The organism is Kosakonia sp. SOY2, from assembly GCF_027109175.1.
Taxonomy (GTDB): domain Bacteria; phylum Pseudomonadota; class Gammaproteobacteria; order Enterobacterales; family Enterobacteriaceae; genus Kosakonia.
The window spans coordinates 2,622,298-2,644,142 of the sequence record NZ_JAPVXH010000001.1; the positions used below are offsets into that span (position 1 = coordinate 2,622,298).

General features: G+C 54.1%; 19 protein-coding genes, 1 tRNA gene and 1 pseudogene. 5 read left to right on the plus strand and 16 right to left on the minus strand.

The window, feature by feature from the left end; all coding sequences use genetic code 11:
- Positions 1-24: 24 nt before the first annotated feature.
- The 6 genes from O3S68_RS12495 to proB form a co-directional block, all read right to left on the minus strand.
- Entirely contained in the window at positions 25-231 is a 207-nt protein-coding gene (locus tag O3S68_RS12495; protein WP_117044521.1) for a helix-turn-helix transcriptional regulator, read from the minus strand.
- A gap of 90 nt (positions 232-321) precedes the next feature.
- Positions 322-1,179: a DUF6387 family protein gene (locus tag O3S68_RS12500; RefSeq protein WP_001412615.1), complete on the minus strand. Its 858-nt coding sequence runs from the start codon at positions 1,177-1,179 to the stop codon at positions 322-324.
- Between the two features lie 147 nt (positions 1,180-1,326).
- Entirely contained in the window at positions 1,327-2,544 is a 1,218-nt protein-coding gene (locus O3S68_RS12505; protein ID WP_269231616.1) for a tyrosine-type recombinase/integrase, read from the minus strand.
- A gap of 175 nt (positions 2,545-2,719) precedes the next feature.
- Positions 2,720-2,795, minus strand: a tRNA-Thr gene (locus O3S68_RS12510).
- Between the two features lie 111 nt (positions 2,796-2,906).
- Positions 2,907-4,160, minus strand: a complete 1,254-nt coding sequence (proA, locus tag O3S68_RS12515; RefSeq protein WP_269231617.1) for a glutamate-5-semialdehyde dehydrogenase — start codon at positions 4,158-4,160, stop codon at positions 2,907-2,909.
- 11 nt (positions 4,161-4,171) lie between these two features.
- A complete protein-coding gene (gene proB / locus O3S68_RS12520) occupies positions 4,172-5,275 on the minus strand; it encodes a glutamate 5-kinase (protein ID WP_020456691.1) in 1,104 nt (367 codons plus the stop codon).
- 297 nt (positions 5,276-5,572) lie between these two features.
- Between proB and phoE the strand changes: the two genes are divergently transcribed.
- Positions 5,573-6,673 carry a phosphoporin PhoE gene (phoE, locus tag O3S68_RS12525; RefSeq protein ID WP_045509412.1) on the plus strand — a complete coding sequence of 367 codons (1,101 nt, stop codon included), beginning with the start codon at positions 5,573-5,575 and terminating at the stop codon, positions 6,671-6,673.
- A gap of 140 nt (positions 6,674-6,813) precedes the next feature.
- On the opposite strand, the gene crl is transcribed toward phoE, so the two are convergent.
- The 3 genes from crl to gpt all read right to left on the minus strand — a co-directional run bounded on the left by crl (position 6,814) and on the right by gpt (position 9,081).
- The gene (gene crl / locus O3S68_RS12530; RefSeq protein ID WP_269231618.1) at positions 6,814-7,212 is read right to left on the minus strand and encodes a sigma factor-binding protein Crl; all 399 of its coding nucleotides are present in this window, start codon (positions 7,210-7,212) and stop codon (positions 6,814-6,816) included.
- A gap of 57 nt (positions 7,213-7,269) precedes the next feature.
- Positions 7,270-8,514 (minus strand): esterase FrsA, encoded by a 1,245-nt coding sequence (frsA, locus tag O3S68_RS12535; protein ID WP_020456689.1) that lies wholly within the window; start codon positions 8,512-8,514, stop codon positions 7,270-7,272.
- A gap of 108 nt (positions 8,515-8,622) precedes the next feature.
- Complete coding sequence (gene gpt / locus O3S68_RS12540; RefSeq protein WP_003863205.1) at positions 8,623-9,081, minus strand: xanthine phosphoribosyltransferase; 459 nt, start codon at positions 9,079-9,081, stop codon at positions 8,623-8,625.
- A 261-nt stretch (positions 9,082-9,342) separates the two neighbouring features.
- On the opposite strand from gpt, the gene pepD reads away from it, so the two are divergent.
- Complete coding sequence (pepD, locus tag O3S68_RS12545; protein ID WP_097406350.1) at positions 9,343-10,800, plus strand: cytosol nonspecific dipeptidase; 1,458 nt, start codon at positions 9,343-9,345, stop codon at positions 10,798-10,800.
- Between the two features lie 42 nt (positions 10,801-10,842).
- Here pepD and prfH read toward each other — a convergent pair.
- A pseudogene (gene prfH / locus O3S68_RS24205) lies at positions 10,843-11,006 on the minus strand (peptide chain release factor H); the annotation flags it as partial.
- Between the two features lie 195 nt (positions 11,007-11,201).
- Complete coding sequence (gene dinB / locus O3S68_RS12550; protein ID WP_269231619.1) at positions 11,202-12,257, minus strand: DNA polymerase IV; 1,056 nt, start codon at positions 12,255-12,257, stop codon at positions 11,202-11,204.
- Between the two features lie 349 nt (positions 12,258-12,606).
- On the opposite strand from dinB, the gene dpaA reads away from it, so the two are divergent.
- On the plus strand, positions 12,607-13,344 hold the full coding sequence (gene dpaA / locus O3S68_RS12555; RefSeq protein WP_020456686.1) for a peptidoglycan meso-diaminopimelic acid protein amidase: 738 nt from the start codon (positions 12,607-12,609) through the stop codon (positions 13,342-13,344).
- On the opposite strand, the gene O3S68_RS12560 is transcribed toward dpaA, so the two are convergent.
- On the minus strand, positions 13,315-14,082 hold the full coding sequence (locus O3S68_RS12560) for a class II glutamine amidotransferase (RefSeq protein ID WP_045513248.1): 768 nt from the start codon (positions 14,080-14,082) through the stop codon (positions 13,315-13,317). The two genes, dpaA and O3S68_RS12560, sit on opposite strands and share 30 nt — an antisense overlap.
- A 136-nt stretch (positions 14,083-14,218) precedes the next feature.
- Positions 14,219-14,800 (minus strand): D-sedoheptulose 7-phosphate isomerase, encoded by a 582-nt coding sequence (gene lpcA / locus O3S68_RS12565; RefSeq protein WP_017458774.1) that lies wholly within the window; start codon positions 14,798-14,800, stop codon positions 14,219-14,221.
- 236 nt (positions 14,801-15,036) lie between these two features.
- Between lpcA and fadE the strand changes: the two genes are divergently transcribed.
- Together fadE and O3S68_RS12575 are read left to right on the plus strand one after the other, a co-directional pair.
- Positions 15,037-17,484, plus strand: coding sequence for an acyl-CoA dehydrogenase FadE (gene fadE, locus O3S68_RS12570; protein WP_045513253.1), 2,448 nt, complete (start codon positions 15,037-15,039; stop codon positions 17,482-17,484).
- A gap of 112 nt (positions 17,485-17,596) precedes the next feature.
- Entirely contained in the window at positions 17,597-18,367 is a 771-nt protein-coding gene (locus tag O3S68_RS12575) for an amidohydrolase (protein WP_020456683.1), read from the plus strand.
- A 35-nt stretch (positions 18,368-18,402) separates the two neighbouring features.
- Here O3S68_RS12575 and O3S68_RS12580 read toward each other — a convergent pair whose 3' ends face one another.
- Genes O3S68_RS12580 through O3S68_RS12590 form a run of 3 tightly spaced genes read right to left on the minus strand, consistent with a single transcriptional unit; the run spans position 18,403 to position 21,833 of the window.
- Positions 18,403-20,004: a gamma-glutamyltransferase family protein gene (locus tag O3S68_RS12580; RefSeq protein ID WP_269231620.1), complete on the minus strand. Its 1,602-nt coding sequence runs from the start codon at positions 20,002-20,004 to the stop codon at positions 18,403-18,405.
- Between the two features lie 9 nt (positions 20,005-20,013).
- Entirely contained in the window at positions 20,014-20,889 is an 876-nt protein-coding gene (locus O3S68_RS12585) for an ABC transporter permease (protein ID WP_020456681.1), read from the minus strand.
- Entirely contained in the window at positions 20,889-21,833 is a 945-nt protein-coding gene (locus tag O3S68_RS12590; protein WP_269231621.1) for an ABC transporter permease, read from the minus strand. The genes O3S68_RS12585 and O3S68_RS12590 overlap by 1 nt, the downstream gene beginning before the upstream one ends.
- Positions 21,834-21,845: the final 12 nt, after the last annotated feature.

The following is a 21,845-nucleotide window of genomic DNA, read 5'->3' on the forward strand; positions in this document are numbered from 1 at the left end:
AAGATCGATGTAGCAACATTCCTCTTAAGCAACATGCTTTCTTGAATTCTCTATAGTTAATTGAATCCATTCATCGATTTCGCTTTCGATAAAAGCAATAGCACGAATACCGATCTTTACAGGCTGTGGAAACCGATTTTGGCTGATAAGACGATAAATCCAAGCCTTACCAAATCCGGTTTTATTCATCACTTCTGACAGGCGGATAAGACGTCTGCATGGCTGATTCATGGTATTTCCCTCATCTATGTTGACGGAAATGAATATACGATTGAATCACCAGCAAAAAGAGCGACCTTCAGATCGCCAAGGGTATGGATATCAGTCTTTATCAGAATCCGCGATTTTCATCACGTCTGAAACTCTGATGTTTTTGAGATGACTGTTTTTGTTGATGAACAGATGGAACTGACGGATGAAAGGTATACTGGCTGCTTTTATCGCCAGTGGTCTGTCTGTGTCCCGAATTTGGTGATTGAGGCGGGTCTGTTCTTCATCATCATCGTCGGTGTAAAGGAGGCGTGAAAGTCGATCTTCTGATATGCGAACCTTGTGCAGAGTAGACCATACAAGGATGTCAATCATGGGTATGAGTCTGTAGTTGATGATTTTCTTGATGGTTCCATAGCCAAACCTGATCGAATCAGATGTATCGGCTTCAATGCCCCGTACTTTACGCCATTGAGGTAGCGCGGCTTTCAAAGATTCAGCTATTTCCTCATCAGTTCCATTCGCAAGGTCTATTTCGACCATGACAGTATCTCTGAACAGCTTAGGGAGAGCTTCGGATACAGGGCTATCGAGAAATTCTCGGTTAACCGAATACTCATCACTTCCATCCCAGAAAAATAATGAATTCCGTAATCCAACGATGCTGAGCTGAGCCAGCCGTTCTGTCGTGGTCAAAAAGAAATGTGGGGGTTGGTAAAGGGTGTCCTCTCTCGTGAGGTATCCGAGATGTTGCTCTGTAATAAGAAACGGTTTTCCGCTGAAAATTCGGTCAATATAGAGGTTCACGGCTTTCGCTTCGAATTCCTCATGATAAGGCTTAAAGAACAGTGTCCTTGCAAGCAGCTCATGGTAAAGCTGTATGAGAGTCAGATCTTCAAATCCTCGATAGGTATTGATATCCAACCATTTTTTAACTTCTTTGGTGTGTTCCGTTGACCAGTTTCTCATGATTGCCATTTGGTGCCTTTGTTATTCCATTCAGAAATGGATAGTTGAACTCATCTGAGCGACCAGAAGCAATAATTATAAAAAATGCAGTCATATAAAAGAGCTACGCTCACCGAGACATAGCCCTTAGTTCAGCATCAGCTTCCTCTATGCACGTCGATTAAACGTCCCATGCATCACATTGCCACCACCATTCTCAAGGCTATCCATATAGTCAGCATACCATTGCAGCATCTCACGTCTGCCATCAAGATATTGCGCATGGTTATAGGTACCACGGATAGCATTCTTATCAAGATGCGCAAGCTGGGTTTCAATCCATGCGGTGTTGTAGCCTTGTTCATGAAGAACGGTGCTCATGGTATGACGGAATCCATGCCCCGTAACGCGGCCGGTATAGCCAATTCGCTTAAACACCTGATTGATACTGGCTTCGCTCATTGTTTTACTTGGATCATTACGACCGGGGAACATTAGATGAAAATTACCAGTCATTGCCCTGATTTTTTCAATAATTTCCAATGCCTGCACGGATAACGGAACAATATGAGGCCGCCGCATTTTCATGCGTTTGGCAGAAATTTCCCATAACCCTTTATCAGTATAAATTTCAGACCATAACGCACCACGTAATTCACCCGTTCGAACACCAGTGATGATCATTAGTCGGGCGGCTAACACTACCAACTCACTACCAGAGTAGCCAGCAAGGGCTTTAAAAAAGGCTGGAAGCTCCTCAATGGTCAGGAATGGATAATGTTTAGACTCATGCCCCTGCATAGCACTGGTGAGATCTGGTGCGGGGTTATACTCGGCTCTGCCTGTAACTATGGCGTAGCGAAACACTTCACCACACCGCTGACGTACTTTCTTAGCTTTCTCAGTCGCTCCTCGCTCTTCCATCTTTTTAAGCACGTTAAGCAATTCCAACGGCTTGATGTCTGCAACAGGACGTTGACCGATGAACGGGAAGACATCTTTGTTGAAGGCTTCAAGAATGTCAGAGGCATATCCCGCAGACCATTTCTTCACTTTCATGTTGTGCCATTCGAGCGCAATTTGCTGAAAGGTGTTTTTTACTTCTTCGATTTGGGCTAGTTTGCTTTCTTTCTTAAACGCACTCGGATCAACGCCATTAACCAGCAGCTTTTTAGCATCATCTCTTTTGCTTCTGGCATCAGCTAAGGTAATGGTCGGGTAAACACCAAACACCACACGTTTTTCTTTACCTGCGATACGGTATTTCATGCGCCAGCTTTTGGTGCCGTTAGGGAACACCTCCAGATACATGCCCCCACCATCTGCTAACTTATAGGGTTTATCTTTAGGCTTGGCAGTCTCGACCTGTCTGGCATTGAGCTTCATTTGGGGGCATCTCCTCTAGACCGAATACATCATGCCCCCATCGATGCCCCCAACTCACCGTAGATTTTCGTGAACGTGAGTAGACGAGCAGAGACAACAAGGGCCGTGAAACGGCGTATTATAAGGATTTAAAGGGTGTTTGAGTAGACTTAGGGAGACGTTAAAATAGGTAGGATGGTGCCGATAATAGGAGTCGAACCTACGACCTTCGCATTACGAATGCGCTGCTCTACCAACTGAGCTATATCGGCCCTGCGATGTGTTCACGAGCGTGAATCACGGAGTAGAAGGTTAAAACTAAGCGGGTGATGCGTCAATGCCCTTGGGAATCAACCGGCTACTTTTGCATCACCCTTTTTCAATTAAGCACGAATCGTGTCGTCGCCGAAGCCAATCCACTTATAGGTTGTCAACGCTTCCAGCCCCATCGGGCCACGCGCGTGCAACTTCTGCGTGCTGACAGCGACTTCCGCTCCGAGGCCAAACTGCCCGCCGTCGGTAAAACGCGTAGACGCATTCACATACACTGCGGAGGAGTCCACCTCGTTAATAAAGCGGTCTGCATTGCGCAGTGTACGGGTGAGGATGGCATCAGAGTGCTGAGTGCCGTGCTGGCGAATATGATCGATGGCGTCATCCAGACCCGCCACGATTTTCACATTCAAATCCAGTGATAAAAACTCGTCGTCATACTGCTCCGCTTTTACCGCTTCCACTTTTGCCGGGCCGTTTTGCAACAGCGCCAACGCCTGTTCATCAGCATGCAATGTCACGCCACTTTCCGCCATCTGCTTACTCAGCGCGGGCAGGAATCGCTGCGCGATATCCTGATGCACCAGCAGTGTTTCCACCGTGTTGCAGGTACTGGGGCGTTGGGTTTTAGCGTTAACGATGATTTTTAACGCCGGATCGATTTCCGCAGAGTCATCAACCACGATATGACACACGCCGATACCTCCGGTGATCACCGGGATGGTCGACTGTTCGCGGCACAGCTTATGTAAACCAGCGCCACCGCGCGGGATCAGCATGTCGATGTATTTATCCATGCGCAGCATTTCATTCACCAACGCGCGATCCGGGCTTTCGATAGCCTGCACCGCGCCGGCCGGTAAGCCGCACTCTTCCAGCGCCTGCTGGATAACTTTTACCGTGGCGGCGTTGGTGCGCCAGGTCTCTTTACCACCGCGCAGGATCGCGGCATTACCGGTTTTCAGGCACAAAGAAGCGACATCCACAGTGACGTTTGGACGCGCTTCATAAATCACACCAATCACGCCCAGCGGCACGCGGCGGCGCTCAATGCGCAATCCGCTGTCCAACAGACCACCCTCAATCACCTGGCCTACCGGATCCGCCAGTTTGCAAACCTGGCGCACATCATTGGCGATCGCGGTTAAGCGCGCCGGGTTGAGCGCCAGCCGGTCAAGCATCGCGTCGCTCAGCCCGTTGCGGCGAGCTTCCAGCAGATCCTGTTCGTTCGCGAGCAGGATCTCTTGCGCCTGCGCTTCGAGATAATCAGCGATTTTTTCCAGCACGCGATTTTTCTCGCGGCTGGAGAGCAATGCCAGCTTGTATGACGCTGCTTTGGCAGCGATGCCCATTTGTTCCAGCATACTTCTGCTCCTTAACGGGTAATCATGTCGTCGCGGTGCACCGCGACAGGGCCATATTCGTAGCCCAGAATGGCGTCAATCTGCTGCGAATGTTGCCCGGCAATGCGACGCAGCGCATCGCTGTTATAACGGCTTACGCCGTGGGCGATATCGCGACCTTGCAGATTACGAATGCGGATCACTTCACCACGGGAAAAGTTGCCTGTCACGCTTTTAATGCCTTTGGGCAACAAGGAGCTGCCGCGTTCCAGAATGGCCGCCGTTGCGCCTTCATCAACGGTGATTTCACCGGCAGGCGGCGCGCCAAAGATCCAGCGTTTACGGTTTTCCAGCGGCGACTCCTGGGCGTGAAAGCGCGTGCCGACGGAAATCCCTTCCACAACATCGCCAATCACGCCTGGCTTGCTGCCCGCAGCGATAATGGTGTCGATCCCCGCGCGGCAGGCAACGTCAGCCGCTTGCAGCTTGGTGCCCATCCCGCCCGTACCGAGGCCGGAAACGCTGTCCCCGGCAATCGCGCGCAGCGCATCGTCGATGCCGTAAACGTCTTTAATCAGTTCCGCGTCCGGGTTGCTACGCGGATCGGCGGTAAACAGGCCTTGCTGATCGGTCAGCAGTAGCAGTTTGTCGGCACCGGCAAGGATAGCGGCGAGCGCGGAGAGGTTATCATTATCGCCGACTTTGATTTCCGTGGTGGCTACGGCGTCGTTTTCGTTAATCACCGGCACGATATTGTTGTCGAGCAGCGCACGCAGCGTGTCGCGCGCATTGAGGAAACGCTCCCGATCTTCCATATCGGCGCGCGTCAGCAGCATCTGCCCAATATGAATCCCGTAAATGGAAAACAGTTGTTCCCACAGTTGAATCAAACGGCTCTGCCCTACCGCCGCCAGCAGCTGTTTCGACGCGATAGTCGCGGGGAGTTCCGGGTAGCCCAGATGCTCGCGTCCGGCGGCAATCGCGCCAGACGTCACAATTACAATTCTATGCCCGGCGGCGTGTTGCTGTGCGCACTGGCGCACCAGTTCAACAATATGGGCGCGGTTCAGGCGACGGGATCCGCCCGTTAAAACACTGGTACCGAGTTTTACCACCAGCGTCTGGCTGTCACTCATGATTCTCTGCCGTTTTTTTAAGGAAATATAAGGAAAGTAAATCGTCGTCAGACGTTGTAACAGGAGTGAGAGCGATTGCCAACTGCCAGAGCTGTCAGCCCACTTTTTTGTTGCGCGGGATCAGCAAGCGTAGCGGCAGGATTTGACACTTTTATGGCAAATACAAAAAAACATAACTTTTTAAAAATATTCTTAATTTGTCATAAATCTTTAATTTCGCAGCGTTAAAACCCTTCCTGTTTTTCACGGGGCGTATGCCCAGCGAATATTAGCGCGTTAGTCAAATCAGGAATCAAAATGAAAAAGAGCACTCTGGCATTAATGGTGATGAGCGTTGTCGCTTCTGCTTCTTCTGTTCATGCAGCCGAAGTTTATAACAAGAACGGCAACAAACTGGACGTGTACGGCAAAGTAAAAGCCATGCACTACTTCAGTGACGATACCACCAACGACGGTGACAAAACTTACGTGCGTTTCGGTTTCAAAGGCGAAACACAGATTAACGATCAGCTGACCGGTTTCGGCCGTTGGGAAGCTGAATTTGCTGGTAACAACGACGAAACCAACAACAACAACTCAGCGACCAGCCAGAAAACCCGTCTGGCGTTTGCTGGTTTGAAAATCAAAGATTTTGGTTCTATCGACTATGGTCGTAACCTGGGCGTGCTGTACGACGTGGCTTCCGTAACGGATATGTTCCCGGAATTCGGTGGTGACGGCCTGACTCGTACCGATAACTTCATGACCAAGCGTACCTCTGGTGTTGCAACTTACCGCAACACCGACTTCTTCGGCATGATCGACGGTCTGAATATGACCCTGCAGTACCAGGGTAAAAACGAAAGCAACCGCGCTGTCAATAAACAGAACGGCGACGGCTGGGGTACTTCTCTCTCCTATAACTTCGGCGGCAGCGCATTCAGCCTGATTGGCGCGTATGCGAACTCTGATCGTACCAACGCACAGAACACCGCAGCGTTTGGTCGCGGCGAGAAAGCCGAAGCCTGGGCAACCGGCGCGAAATACGATGCGAACAACCTGTATATCGCCACCATGTACGGCGTCGCTTACAACATGACACCAGTATCTGCCGCAGCGAGCACCGGGCTGGGTTCGGGTTTTGCTAACAAAACCGAGAACTTCGAAGCGGTTGTCCAGTACCAGTTCGACTTCGGTCTGCGTCCGTCTCTGGGTTATGTCCTGACTAAAGGCAAGGATCTGGAAAAAGGTGTTGGCGACGAAGATCTGGTTAACTACATCGACGTTGGCGCAACTTACTACTTTAACAAAAACTTCTCTGCGATGGTTGACTACAAAATCAACCAGTTGAAAGACGACAACAAACTGGGTCTGGCGAACGACGACGTTGTTGCGGTTGGCGTGACTTACCAGTTCTAAGTTGTCGCACCGGTAATACCCCTCGTTATATCGAATGCCCTCGCAAGAGGGCATTTATTTAACCTGATTCAGGTGGAAGGCCGGAAAACTGCGGCCAGGCCCGATAAGCGCGAGCTATCGGGCTTTTTTTAAGCGGGGAGTTACGCGGTGAGCTTCAACTGTTCTTTGAAGTCTTCGGCAGGTTCCAGCTTCAGCTCAAGTGAAGCCAGCAGGGTTTTCGCACGTTCGTGAAAATCGCGCAGCGTGTGCTCTAAACGATTGGTCACTTCCTGATCTTTTATCGCCGTAGGTTTCCATTGCCCTTCTTTATCAAAAAGGCCGAACTGATAACGGTAGGTAAAACGTGTCTCCTGCGCTTCCATTTCCATCCACCAGCCCCAGAACTCTCGTTTTTCCGGCGCGGGTTTAACATTCACGCAAACTGCCAGGCAATCAAAGAAAAAACGGTTCTCTTCGCATTGCTCTTCGCGGATATAAGGCCCCAGCGCAGTAAACTTTTTAATCAACCTGCTTCTCGGATGTCCACTCGGTAACGTCATTGCGATCTCCTTTTGTGAAGCAACTGTTTTACCAAACCGATAGAATTTATCAATCTATTAACGAAAATGATGGTTGATCCATCCGGTTATTTGTTGCAACGCCTTATCAAAATTTCGATAAACCGGGTTAAACGGGATTTCCAGCAGTTTGCCGTTGCCAGATGACGAGGTGATTAAACGCGACTCCTCCTCCGGGCTGAAGGGATCGTTTTGCCAGTAACCGGAAAGCATCGGCGTGGGGCAACGTCTGCCGAGTAAACCCTGGGTTTTCAGCGAATAGCGATTCAGCTCCACGCGCAGCGCCTCGTCGGAAGCGTCGTGCATCCCCAGGCGGCTGGCGAGCACATCCAGATACATCTCCGGCACGCGTCCCTGGCGTTGCGGGTCGCTCAGCAATGCATGCACCACCGGCCCAAGGCAAGCCACCGCTTTCAGGCGCGACGATTCAAGATATGCCAGGCGCACCGCCACATTCGCGCCAAAGCGAAAGCCAAACGCCGCCACCCGCGTGTGATCGATCCAGGGAATGTTCGGCAGCGCTTGCAGTGCATGCTGATGCAGCAGGCTGGAATCCTGTGTCAGTTTCCACTTCGAAGAGAAGCCAACCGACGGCATATCCAGCGTCAGCATCGCGATGCCTTGCGGCGCGAAATAGCGTTCAAACAGGGTGTAATAGTCGCTTTGCAGGCTATCCAGCCCGCCGCACATTAATACCGTCGGAAACGGGCCATTGCCAGGCGGCATATGCAAAAATCCGGTGACCGGCGTGCCGCCGGGAATGGCGAACTGCAGCTCTTTGATCTCGCCCGGCAGACGCTGCACTGCCTCTTCATACGCGCGGTTCGCCAGCGCTTGCGCCTGCTCAGCGAGCGAATCACCTTTAATATGAGGATAAGCAGCAATGCTGAACAAACTGGACGCATGCAGCCAGTGTTTGCCACTGATTTCTGGCGCGGGTTCCTGCATCGCTTTTTGCTGCCACGACATAGCCTGCACGGACCATTCATAGATCCAGTTGCCGTTACGGTAACCCACCACCGTGTCATACAATTCCGGATCAGTGCGTTCAGCCTGGCTCATCACAATACGCGCCTGTACTTCGAGGATCTCTCGCGGATCCACGCCGCGCCAAACCCACATCAGCCGGTTGAGCATGCGATACCAGTGCGGCACATTTTTGCCATCAAGGGTCGACAGGATCGGCGATTGCGCGCCACGATTAAACCGGCGTACCAACGTGGAAGTTTCAGGGTGCTTGAAGCGGGGTTTGAATAACGTTTCGCTAAGATTGGGCTGTGACATTGCGCGCAGGCTCCATGTATCTATCACCGGCGGTTATTGTAACCTGTTGCGCGCTAAAAAAAACAACGCCCGGCAAAACCGGGCGTGAGCAAATGTTTCAAAGCAGAATTAACGGCCGCTGATTGGCGGCACAAACACCACACCCATATCCCACGGCTGTTCAATCCAGGTGTCCTGCGGGATATCGATCACGTAATCGTCAACCAGCGGGCGACCTGCCGGTTTGGCGAAAATAGTGACGAAATGCGCTTTGGGATACATTTCACGAATGGCGACAGCGGTACCGCCGGTGTCCACCAGATCGTCGATCACGATAAAACCTTCGCCGTCACCTTCTGCGCGTTTCAGGACTTTCAGCTCGCGCTGGTTGTCGTGGTCGTAGCTGGAGATACATACGGTATCAACATGACGAATGCCCAGCTCACGCGCCAGCAATGCGCCTGGCACCAGACCACCACGGCTTACGGCAATAATGCCTTTCCATTGTTCTGAAGGCATCAATCGGGCGGCCAGTTTGCGTGCGTGAATCTGCAACATGTCCCAGGTGACGACGTATTTTTCGCTCATGTGAAGTGTCCCAGCCTGTGTTTTACGGCTTAAAAATTATTCGAGGGGGAAATAGGTTGCGCGAGATTATAGAGATCTGAAGCGCTAAAAACCAGTATTACCCGGCATTACCGGCGCTTTTTCCGCGCCCTGGTGCTCGCAGCGCGGCAATAAAGTGTTATTCTCAACGCCATCTCGCAAGCTGACGGCTTGCGATGTTCGTTTATTTAACCCTGTGACCTGCAAGGTATGTTGCGCAGGCTCTTCGTAAGGAGACTCATCGTGTCTGAACTGTCTCACCTATCGCCACAGCCGCTGTGGGATATTTTTGCCAAAATTTGTTCTATTCCGCACCCGTCCTACCATGAAGAACAACTCGCCGGTCACATTATGGGCTGGGCGAAAGAAAAGGGGTTGCATGCGGAACGCGACCAGGTTGGCAACATTCTGATCCGTAAACCAGCCACCGCTGGCATGGAAAACCGCAAGCCGGTAGTTCTGCAAGCACACCTTGATATGGTGCCGCAGAAAAATAACGACACAGTACACGATTTCACCACCGATCCGATTCGCCCGTATGTAGACGGTGAATGGGTTAAAGCGCGCGGCACCACGCTCGGCGCGGATAACGGTATCGGCATGGCTTCCGCGCTGGCGGTGCTGGCAGATGACAGCGTTGAACACGGTCCGCTGGAAGTGCTGCTGACCATGACCGAAGAAGCAGGCATGGATGGCGCGTTTGGTCTGCAAGCGAACTGGCTGCAGGCGGACATTCTGATTAACACCGACTCTGAAGAAGAGGGTGAAATCTACATGGGTTGCGCAGGTGGTATCGATTTTATCACCACCCTGCCACTCACCCGCGAAGCCGTACCGGCCGGGTATGAAACCTTCAAGCTGACGCTGAAAGGGCTGAAAGGCGGCCACTCTGGTGCCGAAATTCATGTCGGTTTAGGTAACGCCAACAAACTGCTGGCGCGCTTCCTGGCCGGTCACGCGGCGGAGCTGGATCTGCGTCTGCTGGATTTCACTGGCGGTACGTTGCGTAACGCGATTCCGCGCGAAGCGATTGCTGTTTTCGCCATTCCGGCAGATAAAGCCGCGCAGCTGAAAACGCTGGCCAGCGAATATCAGGCAATCCTGAAAAACGAGCTGGAAGCCAAAGAGAAGAATCTGGTGGTACTGCTGGACAGCGCAAGCAGCGATAAAGCGGCGCTGACCACCGCCTCGCGCGATACGTTTGTGCGCCTGCTGAACGCGACGCCGAACGGGGTTATTCGCAACTCTGACGTCGCCAAAGGCGTGGTAGAAACCTCGCTGAACGTGGGCGTGGTAACGCTGCAAGACGACAACGCCGAGATCATCTGCCTGATCCGCTCGCTGGTAGATAGCGGGAAAGATTATGTGGTGAGCATGCTGGAGTCACTGGGTGCGCTGGCGGGAGCGAAAACCGCACCGAAAGGGGGTTACCCGGGCTGGCAGCCGGACGCGCGTTCACCGGTGATGGCGCTGGTGCGTGAAACTTATCAGCGTCTGTTCAACAAAACGCCGAACATTCAGGTGATCCACGCGGGTCTGGAGTGCGGTCTGTTCAAAAAACCGTACCCGGATATGGATATGGTATCGATTGGGCCAACCATCACCGGCCCGCACTCACCGGATGAGCAAGTGCATATCGAAAGCGTGGGCCATTACTGGACCTTGCTGACCGAATTGCTGAAAGCGATTCCGGCGAAATAAGCCTGTTGTCCGCGCCGCCCGGCGCGGACATTTTCCCCGACTCTACACTGCCTTAAATGCCATCCCTTTAAACGCGCGCAGCGGGTTTCTCCCCGTTCAATCTGCGGGTGAAACAATCGACCTTCCGATTTCAGCCTCGCGCGTTCAGCATCCTTTATTTGTTGCAGACGATGAGCAATCAGCAAGGTTGCCAGCCGTTTAGTAGAAATATTTTCCGAAGCGAGATGGCAAAGAGAATTGCCCGTATCTCCTTTTATATATGAACAAATAAAAGGGACCGGCAGACGAAACCGGGGTTACAGGAACGACAAAGAGACATCAGGGCACGGTGAAATGCCTGTGCAGTAATGTGAAATAAACGTCGGGGATAAAGAAGCGTGTAATAGATCCGTAGCGTAATTTTATAGCCCTAACACCAGTTGCCGTTCCAGTTGAGGATCAAGCAGCGTGACATGCAACCCAACCAGCCGGACACCGCGCCCGCTGCGGCGGTCGTTCCAGGTTTTTTGCGCCGTCGCCAGTAAATCCTCTTTATTTAACCGCGGCCAGACATGCTCCTGAGTCGTAAGCTGGAAATCATTAAATTTCAGTTTTATCCCCTGGCGAGCAATTAACAGATCCGGTTTTACTTTTGCCAACCGCCGCTCAAGCTCAGGGTAGAGATGATCGATAATCGCTTCGCACTCTTCCCAGCTGTGAATATCTTCCGCCAGTGTCCGCTCCACGCCCACCGATTTACGCAACCGTTCGCTGTTAATTTCCCGCTCGTCAATGCCCTGACTGCGCTCCCATAAAATACGGCCAAATTTACCAAAGCGTTTAAGCAGCATGGCCAGGTCGCTCTTTTGCACATCTTCACAGGTGCGCAGCCCCAGCGTTTCCAGTTTTGCCGCTGATACCTTCCCCACACCGGGGATTTTGCCGAGCGGTAGCGTGCGCAGAAAGGCCGGGACATCAGCGGGCGTAATCACATATTGCCCGTTGGGTTTGTTGAGATCGGAGGCAATTTTGGCGAGAAACTTCACCGGCGCAACGCCCGCCGACGCAGTCAGTTGGGTTTCATTAAAAATGGTCTGGCGAATCTCCTGCGCCATTAGCGTCGCCGAACCGTGGCAGTGCGGGCTATCGGTAACATCAAGATAGGCTTCATCCAGCGAGAGCGGTTCAATACGCGAGGTGTAACGAGAGAAGATATCGCGGATCTGGTTAGACGCTTCTTTATAAGCGTCAAAACGGCCGGGCAATAGCGTGAGGTGCGGGCAGAGTTTAAGCGCCATCGCTGTTGGCATCGCGCTGCGTACGCCAAATTTGCGTGCCGGATAGTTCGCCGTGCTGATCACGCCGCGTTGTACCCGGCTGCCGCCGATAGCGATGGGAATATCGCGCAGGGCCGGGTTATCGCGCATCTCAACCGCCGCGAAAAAGCAGTCCATATCAACATGTATGATTTTGCGCATGTGTACGCCCTCACAGAATACTGGATAAGTATACAGCACACTTACAGTAATTGAGAAGCCAGTACGTAAATCCGACGAAAAGAGAGGAATATAAGCGGTAATTCAGGCTTTTTACTCGCATAATAGTCGCCAGCTTTCGGCCAAGCGTTTGATACATAATCCTCAATCTTATTCGCGCGAGACAAAAGCGAAGCCAATAAAGAGGCAGCGTGAAAGACGACATAGATTGGGGCTTGCGAAAAAATGCCGTAATGCTAATGTGGGCGCTCCAAAACAGAATAGTCTGAATTTTGGGCTTCTTTTGCCGTCCTGGCAATGTGGTATTAGCTTTATCAAGGAAACAAGTAGTATGCGCAAAATCGCATTATTTATTGCGATGCTTCTGCTTCCGTGCGTCTCTTTTGCTGGCCTGGTGAGCAGCAACGGTTCAGTAACGCCGGTCAGCAAAGAATATAAGCAGCAGTTGATGGGGTCGCCGGTTTATATCCAGATCTTCAAAGAAGAGCGCACCCTTGATCTTTACGTCAAGATGGGCGAGCAATATCAGTTGCTCGACAGCTACAAGATTTGTAATTACTCCGGCGGGTTAGGCCCCAAGCAGCGCCAGGGTGATTTTAAAAGCCCGGAGGGTTTCTACTCCGTACAGCGCAGCCAGTTGAAGCCGGATAGCCGCTTCTATAAAGCCATTAATATTGGGTTTCCGAATAACTACGATCGCGCCCACGGCTATGAAGGCAAATACCTGATGATCCACGGCGCTTGCGTGTCGATTGGTTGCTACGCAATGACGGATTCCGGTATTGATGAGATCTTCCAGTTTGTTACCGCCGCGCTGGTTTTCGGACAGCCGAACGTGCAGGTGAGTATCTATCCGTTCCGCATGACCGACGCCAATATGCAGCGCCATAAATATTCAACTTATGCGGATTTCTGGAAGCAATTGAAGCCGGGTTATGACTACTTCGCCACCACCCACCAGCCGCCGGTTGTCTCGGTCGTGGATGGTCGCTATGTGGTTAGTAAGCCGCTGAACACCGCTGTTCAGCCGCAGCTGGCGTCAAACTACACGCTCCCCCAGGCAAAATAATGCCCATTCGCCTGGCATAATCTTTTGCCAGGTTTCATTGCCGGTTAACGGCTGGGTGGCAATCACGGTAACCACATCGTTTGGTGTGGTTTCCCGCTGAAAATCAATTTCCACATCCTGATCCAGCAGCTTCGCTACGCCAAACGGCGCACGGCGGGTGATCCAGAACAGGTTGGTCGAACAAAACGCCATTACATAACGCCCGTCTGACAGCAGCATATTAAAAACGCCCTTCTCGCGCAGTTCCGTTGCCAGTGCCGCAATATATTTAAACACGGCCGCCATATTGCCCGGTGTGCGCGGGTAGCGTTCGGTCAGCTTGTGCAATAGCCAGCAAAAGGCTTTCTCGCTGTCGGTTTCGCCAATTGGGCGGAAATTACCGGTCTCCAGCGATTTATAGCCTGTGAGCTGCCCGTTGTGCGCATAGGTCCAGTTGCGCCCCCACAGTTCGCGGGTAAACGGATGGGTATTTTCCAGCGCCACTTCGCCACGATTCGCCTGGCGAATATGGGCAATCACCGAACGGGATTTGATCGGATAGTCCTGTACTAATTTCGCAATAGGGGAATTAAAACTCGGTTGCGGATCTTTGAACGTGCGACAGCCCTTGCCTTCGTAAAAGGTAATGCCCCAGCCATCTTTATGCGGCCCGGTTCCGCCGCCACGCTGGACGAGACCGGTAAAACTAAAGCAGATATCGGTTGGCACATTTGCGCTCATACCGAGCAGTTCGCACATACACACCCCCACACAGCGCCCTTATCAGAGAAGGCGTAATTGGTGCAGCCAGTTGGCATACGGACAGTGCGCCGATTCACTGCACACAGACAGGATCTCGGGCACTGCCGGAGTCAAAAAGGCAAAGTCGCCTTCCTTAAGCCTTAACCATCTCTTTTTCAATCAACTGAATCAGGATATGGATCACTTTAATGTGAATTTCCTGAATACGGTCAGCATATCCAAAATGCGGCACGCGAATTTCAACATCTGCGCTGCCCGCCATTTTGCCGCCGTCTTTACCGGTCAGGGTGATCACTTTCATTCCCTTCTCACGCGCCGCCGCAACCGCTTTGATCACGTTGCCAGAGTTACCGGAAGTGGAGATCCCCAGCAGCACGTCGCCTTCGCGGCCAACGGCTTCCACATAACGGGAGAAAACATAGTCGTAACCGAAGTCGTTGCTGACGCAGGAGAGATGGCTCACATCAGAGATGGCAATCGCCGGGTAACCCGGACGGTTTTCACGGTAGCGCCCGGTTAACTCTTCTGCGAAATGCATCGCATCACAATGCGAGCCGCCGTTACCACAGGACAACACTTTGCCGCCGGCTTTAAAGCTGTCGGCCAGCAATACCGCCGCGCGCTGAATAGCGTGAATATTGGCATCATCTTTCAAGAAGTTCGCCAGCGTTTCGGCCGCTTCGTTCAGTTCGTTACGAATAAGATCCTGGTACATGAGGATATCCTTCAGCATAAATGTAAATAACACTGCGCAGTGTACCGGATACTATTCCAGGCGAGAAGTTAAAGCCGTAGCGCCCCGTCGTTTTCATTTTCCGTGCGCAAAAAGCCCTCAACAATGTGAACCAGGTTGTAATTATTTTGTAAACACATTGCTAAAAGAAATCACATCCACTACAACCAATACATCACAAGTGGTCAGACCTCCTACAAGCAAGGGAGCTTTTCTTTATGATGATTTTGAGCATTATCGCAACGGTTGTTCTGCTCGGCGCGCTGTTTTACCACCGCGTTAACCTGCTGCTCAGCAGCGTGATCCTGCTGGCGTGGACCGCCGCGCTCGGCGTTGCGGGCCTGTGGTCTATCTGGGTGCTGCTGCCGCTCGCGATTATTCTGGTGCCGTTTAACCTGCCGCCGATGCGTAAAGCGTTGATTTCCGCACCGGCATTCCGTGGTTTCCGTAAAGTGATGCCGCCAATGTCGCGTACCGAAAAAGAGGCCATCGACGCCGGGACAACCTGGTGGGAAGGCGATCTGTTTCGCGGTAACCCGGACTGGAAAAAACTGCATAACTACCCGCAGCCGCGCCTGACCGCCGAAGAGCAGGCGTTTATCGACGGCCCGGTGGAAGAAGCCTGTCGCATGGCGAATGACTTCCAGATCACCCACGAAATGGCCGATCTGCCGCCGGAACTGTGGGCGTTCTTAAAAGAGCACCGCTTCTTTGCGATGATCATCAAAAAAGAGTACGGCGGGCTGGAATTCTCAGCTTATGCCCAGTCCCGTGTGCTGCAAAAACTCGCGGGTGTCTCCGGTATTCTGGCGATCACCGTCGGCGTACCGAACTCCTTAGGCCCGGGTGAATTGCTGCAACACTACGGCACCCAGGAGCAAAAAGATCACTATCTGCCGCGCCTGGCGCGCGGTGTAGAAATCCCCTGCTTCGCACTGACCAGCCCGGAAGCTGGCTCCGATGCGGGCGCCATTCCGGATACCGGCATCGTTTGCATGGGTGACTGGCAGGGCGAACAGGTGCTCGGTATGCGCCTGACCTGGAACAAACGCTACATTACGCTCGCGCCAATCGCTACGGTTCTGGGGCTGGCGTTCAAACTCTCTGACCCGGATAAACTGCTGGGTGGCGAGGAAGAATTAGGCATTACCTGTGCGCTGATCCCCACCTCTACGCCGGGCGTGGAAATTGGCCGCCGTCACTTCCCGTTGAACGTGCCGTTCCAGAATGGCCCGACCCGCGGCGACGATATTTTTGTGCCGATTGATTACATTATTGGCGGGCCGAAGATGGCTGGTCAGGGCTGGCGTATGCTGGTGGAATGTCTGTCGGTAGGTCGCGGTATTACGCTGCCGTCCAACTCCACTGGCGGCGTTAAATCCGTCGCGATGGGGATTGGCGCGTACGCTCATATCCGCCGCCAGTTCAAAGTGTCGATTGGTAAAATGGAAGGCATCGAAGAGCCGCTGGCGCGCATTGGCGGTAACGCCTACGCCATGGATGCAGCCGCATCGCTGGTGACCTACGGCATTATGCTCGGTGAAAAACCAGCGGTGCTTTCGGCAATCGTTAAGTATCACTGTACCCACCGTGGTCAGCAGTCAATCATTGATGCGATGGATATTGCCGGCGGTAAAGGCATCATGCTCGGCGAGGGCAACTTCCTGGCGCGTAGCTACCAGGGTGCGCCGATCGCCATTACCGTAGAAGGCGCGAATATCCTCACCCGTACCATGATGATCTTCGGCCAGGGCGCTATCCGCTGCCATCCGTATGTGCTGGAAGAGATGGCCGCCGCGCAGAATAACGACGTGGACGCCTTCGATAAACTGCTGTTCAAACATATCGGCCATGTCGGCAGCAATATGATGCGCAGTTTCTGGCTCGGCCTGACACGCGGTTTAACCAGCGCCACGCCAACCCGTGACGCCACCAAACGTTACTACCAGCATCTGAACCGTGTGAGTGCCAACCTCGCGCTGCTCTCGGATGTGTCTATGGCGGTGCTTGGCGGCAGCCTGAAACGCCGCGAACGCATCTCGGCACGTCTTGGCGATGTGTTAAGCCAGCTCTATCTCGCCTCGGCGGTGCTGAAACGCTATGACGACGAAGGCCGTCAGGAAGCGGATCTGCCGCTGGTACACTGGGGCGTGCAGGATGCGCTCTACCAGGCGGAACAGGCAATGCATGATTTACTGGAGAACTTCCCGAACCGCTTTGTAGCTGGTGCCCTGAGCCTGGTGATTTTCCCGACCGGTCGTCACTACCGCGCGCCGTCCGACAAACTGGATCACAAAATAGCGAAGATCCTGCAAACCCCGAGCGCAACGCGTTCACGTATTGGTCGCGGCCAGTACCTGACGCCGAGCGAGCATAACCCGGTCGGCTTGCTGGAAGAGGCGCTGGTTGATGTGATGGCAGCGGATCCGATTCATCAGCGCATCTGCAAAGAGTTAGGCAAAAACCTGCCGTTCACCCGTCTGGACGTGCTGGCTCAGCAGGCGCTGGCAAGCGGGCTGATTAATCAGGAAGAGGCCGCGCTGTTGAACAAAGCCGAGGTCAGCCGCCTGCGGAGTATCAACGTTGACGACTTTGAACCGGAGGCACTGGCGACTCAGCCGGTGGTAAAAACGCCGGAGAAAGTGCGTAAACCGGAAGCTGCCTGACGCAGTAAGCGGCTGAAAACCCTCTCCTCTTATCGAAACCCGCATCATGCGGGTTTTTTTATTTATCCTCATGCTACAGTGTGCAGATGCTGTCTTACGGGGAGTTGCTATTGTGCCTGGTTTAAAAATTACGCTGTTACAACAACCGTTAGTCTGGATGGATGGCCCCGCTAACCTGCGCCATTTCGATATCCAGTTAGAAGACGTCACCGGGCGTGATGTGATTGTGCTGCCGGAAATGTTCACCACCGGTTTTGCCATGGAGGCGGCGAAACAATCCATGCCGCAAGATGAGGTCATCGCCTGGATGCGGGATAAAGCCCAACAGACCAAGGCGCTGATCGCCGGTAGCGCCGCGCTGCAAACCGAACGCGGGCCGGTCAACCGCTTTCTGCTCGTCGAACCGGAAGGCAAAGTGCATTTCTACGATAAACGCCATCTGTTCCGCATGGCCGATGAGCACCACCATTACGAAGCGGGTAACGAGCGCGTGGTGTTTGAGTGGCGCGGCTGGCGTATTCTGCCGCTGGTCTGTTACGACCTGCGCTTTCCGGTGTGGTCGCGCAACCGCAATGATTACGATCTGCTGCTTTATGTTGCCAACTGGCCAGCACCTCGCTCGCTGCACTGGCAATCGCTGCTGGTGGCCCGCGCGATTGAGAACCTCGCCTGGGTGGCGGGCTGTAACCGCGTCGGCACCGATGGCAACGGTCATCACTATCGTGGCGACAGCCGGGTTATCAGCCCGCAGGGCGAAATCATCGCCACCGCCGAGCCGCACCAGGCGACGCGCATTGACGCCGAGCTGTCACTCAGCGCGTTACGGGAGTACCGCGAGAAGTTTCCCGCCTGGCAGGATGCCGATCCCTTTACGCTGGGGTAAGGCGATCCCCTCTCCCCGCCGGGAGAGGGTACTCATCAACTCACTAACGCCTGCCCGTCTTTGCGGCTTTCGGTCGCTGCGACATAGTGGCCTTCCGGCATCCGGTAAATGACCTGCGCGCCGCCAAAGTTATAGCCAGCCAGCGGATCTTCTACCGTTATCACATGCCCGCGCTCACGCAGCGCCGCAATCACGTTGCGATCAAAGCTTGATTCCAGCGCCACTTCGCGCCCCTGAATCACGCGCCAGCGCGGCGCATCAATCGCCGCCTGCGGGTTTTGCCCATGCAACATAATGCGCAGCGCCATCTGCATATGTCCCTGCGCCTGCATCGGCCCGCCCATCACGCCAAACGACATTAGCGGTTTACCGTCGGCCCCCATCGCAAAACCGGGAATAATGGTGTGGAACGGGCGCTTGCTGCCCGCCAGCGCATTCGGGTGTTTTGGATCAAGCACAAAACCGCAGCCCCGATTTTGCAGGCTGATGCCAGTGTCCGGCACCACAACGCCGGAGCCAAAACCCATAAAGTTGGACTGAATAAACGACACCATCATGCCGCTGGCATCAGCGGTAGAAAGATAAACCGTACCGCTTTGCGTCGGTGCGCCATAGACAAAATCAGACGCGTTATCGGGGTCGATCAGCGCCGCACGCGATTTCAGATAGTCGTCACTGAGCAGCAGTTCGGCGGCAAACTCCAGGTGTGCGTCATCGGCAACATAGCGGTCAAGGTCGGCCAGAGCCAGCTTCATGGCTTCAATGGCAAGGTGCAGCGACTGCACAGAGTCCGGGTGATAACGCCCCATATCGCACTGCTCAAGAATGCCGAGCGCAATCAGCGTGGCGATCCCCTGCCCGTTCGGCGGTAACTCCTGCACGGAACCGCCGGCGAACTCACGCGACAGCAACGTGACCCAATCGGCTTTGTGGTTCGCCAGGTCAGCCTCGCTCAGGTGCGCACCGTGTGCTTTGGCGAATGCGGCAATCTTCTGTGCCAGCTCACCGCGATAGAAGGCTTCACCGTTAGTCTGCGCAATCAACTCCAGCGTGCGCGCCTGCGCCGGATTACGGAAAATTTCACCGATCTTCGGCGCGCGCCCTTCAGGTGCAAAGCAGGCGCTAAAGCCTGGCTGATCTTTGAGTTTGTTATAGCCGCGCTGCCACAAGTGACCAATCAGCGGCGAGACGGGAAAACCGTGGCGCGCATACTCAATGGCCGGTTGCGCCAGCGTGGTCAGCGGCAGTGTGGCAAAACGTTCCGCCAGCGCCACCCAACCTGATACCGCGCCCGGCACGGTGACAGCATCCCAGCCCAGTTCAGGCACTGCCGTTTTCCCGGCGAACATATCCGCATGCCAGCTCGCGGGCGAACGCCCGGAAGCATTCAATCCGTGTAATTGCGTGCCATCCCAGACAATAGCAAAGGCATCGCTGCCGATCCCGCAGCCAGTCGGTTCGACGACGGTGAGCGCCATCGCGGTGGCAATCGCCGCATCCACCGCGTTACCACCGAGTGCGAGCATACGCATCCCGGCCTGCGCCGCCAGCGGCTGTGAGGTGGCAACCGCGTTGCGGCCAATCATCGGCGCGCGATGTGAGGCGTAATTTACATTGAAATCAATCGCTTTTGTCATCAGAACTCCTTAGTCGTGGCGCGGATCAAGCGCGTCGCGCAGCCCGTCGCCGAGTAAATTAAATCCCTGCACGGTCAGAAAGATGGTTACGCCGGGGAAAATAGACATCCAGGGAGCCTGTTCCAGAAAGCCCTTCGCGGTGTTCAGCATTGCCCCCCACGACGGATAGGGCGGCTGCTGGCCAAGGCCGAGAAACGACAGGCTCGCTTCGGTAATGATCGCCGAAGCGATCGCCAGCGTGGCCTGCACGAGGATCGGCGACATCACATTCGGCAACACGTAGCGCAGGATGATCCAGCGATCCGGCAGACCAATCGCCCGCGCGCCGTCGATATACTCTTCGTTGCGAATCGCGATCACCTGGCCGCGCGTCAGGCGGGCAAAGATGGGCATCGCCGACAAGCCAATGGCGATCATCGCATTGGTCAGGCTGGGGCCAAGAAACGCCCCCAGTGCAATGGCCATAATCAGAAACGGACAGGCGAGCAGCGCTTCGATAACGCGGGAAATCACCCCATCCCAGACGCCCTGGAAGTAACCCGCCAGCAAACCGAGCGGTACGCCAATCACCACGGCGATCACCACCGACACACACCCCGCCAGCAGCGAAGTGCGCGCCCCCCAGATCATGCGTGAGAGAATATCGCGCCCCAGCTCATCGGTGCCGAACCAGTAAAGCTCCGACGGCGGTTTGCGTACTGCCAGGAAGTTCGCTTTGACCGGATCAAACGGTGCGATCCACGGCGCGAACAGCGCAATCAGCACAAACACGCCGACAATCACCGCGCCAATCACCGCGCTACGGTTAGCGAGGAATTTTTTCAGTACCCGGTTTTCCGTACGCGGCAGCGATGCCGCCACGCCGGTGGTGGACAGTTCTGCCATTATTCACTCCGCATTTTTGGGTTGATTAACACATACAGCACATCCGCCAGCAGGTTCAGCGCGAGAAAACCGATTGCCACCACCAGCACGACACCCTGCACCACCGCGTAGTCACGGTTGAACACCGAATCGACAATCATCTTGCCGAAACCGGGAATGGTAAACACCTGCTCAGTCAGCACCGCGCCCCCCAGCAGCTCGCCAAACAGCAGCGTGGTCAGGGTGATCACCGGCACCAGCGCATTACGAAACGCATGCTTCATGATCACCGCTTTTGGCAGCAACCCCTTCGCGCGTGCGGTGCGAATATAATCCGCTTTCAGCACCGCAATCATCGACGCGCGAGTATGGCGCATTAACGTCGCCGCCAGCCCCGTTCCCAGCACCAGCGCGGGCAACAACAGCGTGCGCAAGTTCTGCAATGGATCTTCACTAAATGGCACAAAACCAGACGCCGGCAGCCATTGCAGGTTGACGGAAAAGATGAGGATCAACAGGATCCCCAGCCAGAAATGCGGCACCGAAATGCCGGATATCGCCACAAAATTAGCGCCGTGATCGATCCAGCTATTCCTGTTCACCGCCGCCAGAATGCCCATGCTGATGCCGAACAGCAGCGCAATAACCATCGCCAGTAGCGACATCTCAAGCGTCACCGGCAGCTTGGTGGCAATCAGGTGCGTGACCGGCTCCTGCGTACGCAGTGAGACGCCAAGATCGCCCTGCAATGCGCGGGTTAGCCAGTGAAAATATTGCACCGGAATCGGCGCATCCAGGTTCAGCTCCGCGCGCAACTGGGCGATGACCGCCGGATCGCGCTCCTCGCCCAGCATCGCGGTGAGCGGATCGCCGGGTAGCAGCTTTTGCAGCCCGAACACCATCATGCTGACCAGCAGCAAGGTCGGAACGGCGAGCAGCAGGCGTTTGCAAATCAATTCCAGCATGGTTTCTCCAGG

Coding starts and splice junctions, on each gene's coding strand:
- O3S68_RS12495 (WP_117044521.1), bottom strand. CDS start 231: ATGAATCAGCCATGCAGACGTCTTATCCGCCTGTCAGAAGTGATGAAT.
- O3S68_RS12500 (WP_001412615.1), bottom strand. CDS start 1,179: ATGAGAAACTGGTCAACGGAACACACCAAAGAAGTTAAAAAATGGTTG.
- O3S68_RS12505 (WP_269231616.1), bottom strand. CDS start 2,544: ATGAAGCTCAATGCCAGACAGGTCGAGACTGCCAAGCCTAAAGATAAA.
- proA (WP_269231617.1), bottom strand. CDS start 4,160: ATGCTGGAACAAATGGGCATCGCTGCCAAAGCAGCGTCATACAAGCTG.
- proB (WP_020456691.1), bottom strand. CDS start 5,275: ATGAGTGACAGCCAGACGCTGGTGGTAAAACTCGGTACCAGTGTTTTA.
- phoE (WP_045509412.1), top strand. CDS start 5,573: ATGAAAAAGAGCACTCTGGCATTAATGGTGATGAGCGTTGTCGCTTCT.
- crl (WP_269231618.1), bottom strand. CDS start 7,212: ATGACGTTACCGAGTGGACATCCGAGAAGCAGGTTGATTAAAAAGTTT.
- frsA (WP_020456689.1), bottom strand. CDS start 8,514: ATGTCACAGCCCAATCTTAGCGAAACGTTATTCAAACCCCGCTTCAAG.
- gpt (WP_003863205.1), bottom strand. CDS start 9,081: ATGAGCGAAAAATACGTCGTCACCTGGGACATGTTGCAGATTCACGCA.
- dinB (WP_269231619.1), bottom strand. CDS start 12,257: ATGCGCAAAATCATACATGTTGATATGGACTGCTTTTTCGCGGCGGTT.
- dpaA (WP_020456686.1), top strand. CDS start 12,607: ATGCGCAAAATCGCATTATTTATTGCGATGCTTCTGCTTCCGTGCGTC.
- O3S68_RS12560 (WP_045513248.1), bottom strand. CDS start 14,082: ATGTGCGAACTGCTCGGTATGAGCGCAAATGTGCCAACCGATATCTGC.
- lpcA (WP_017458774.1), bottom strand. CDS start 14,800: ATGTACCAGGATCTTATTCGTAACGAACTGAACGAAGCGGCCGAAACG.
- fadE (WP_045513253.1), top strand. CDS start 15,037: ATGATGATTTTGAGCATTATCGCAACGGTTGTTCTGCTCGGCGCGCTG.
- O3S68_RS12580 (WP_269231620.1), bottom strand. CDS start 20,004: ATGACAAAAGCGATTGATTTCAATGTAAATTACGCCTCACATCGCGCG.
- O3S68_RS12585 (WP_020456681.1), bottom strand. CDS start 20,889: ATGGCAGAACTGTCCACCACCGGCGTGGCGGCATCGCTGCCGCGTACG.
- O3S68_RS12590 (WP_269231621.1), bottom strand. CDS start 21,833: ATGCTGGAATTGATTTGCAAACGCCTGCTGCTCGCCGTTCCGACCTTG.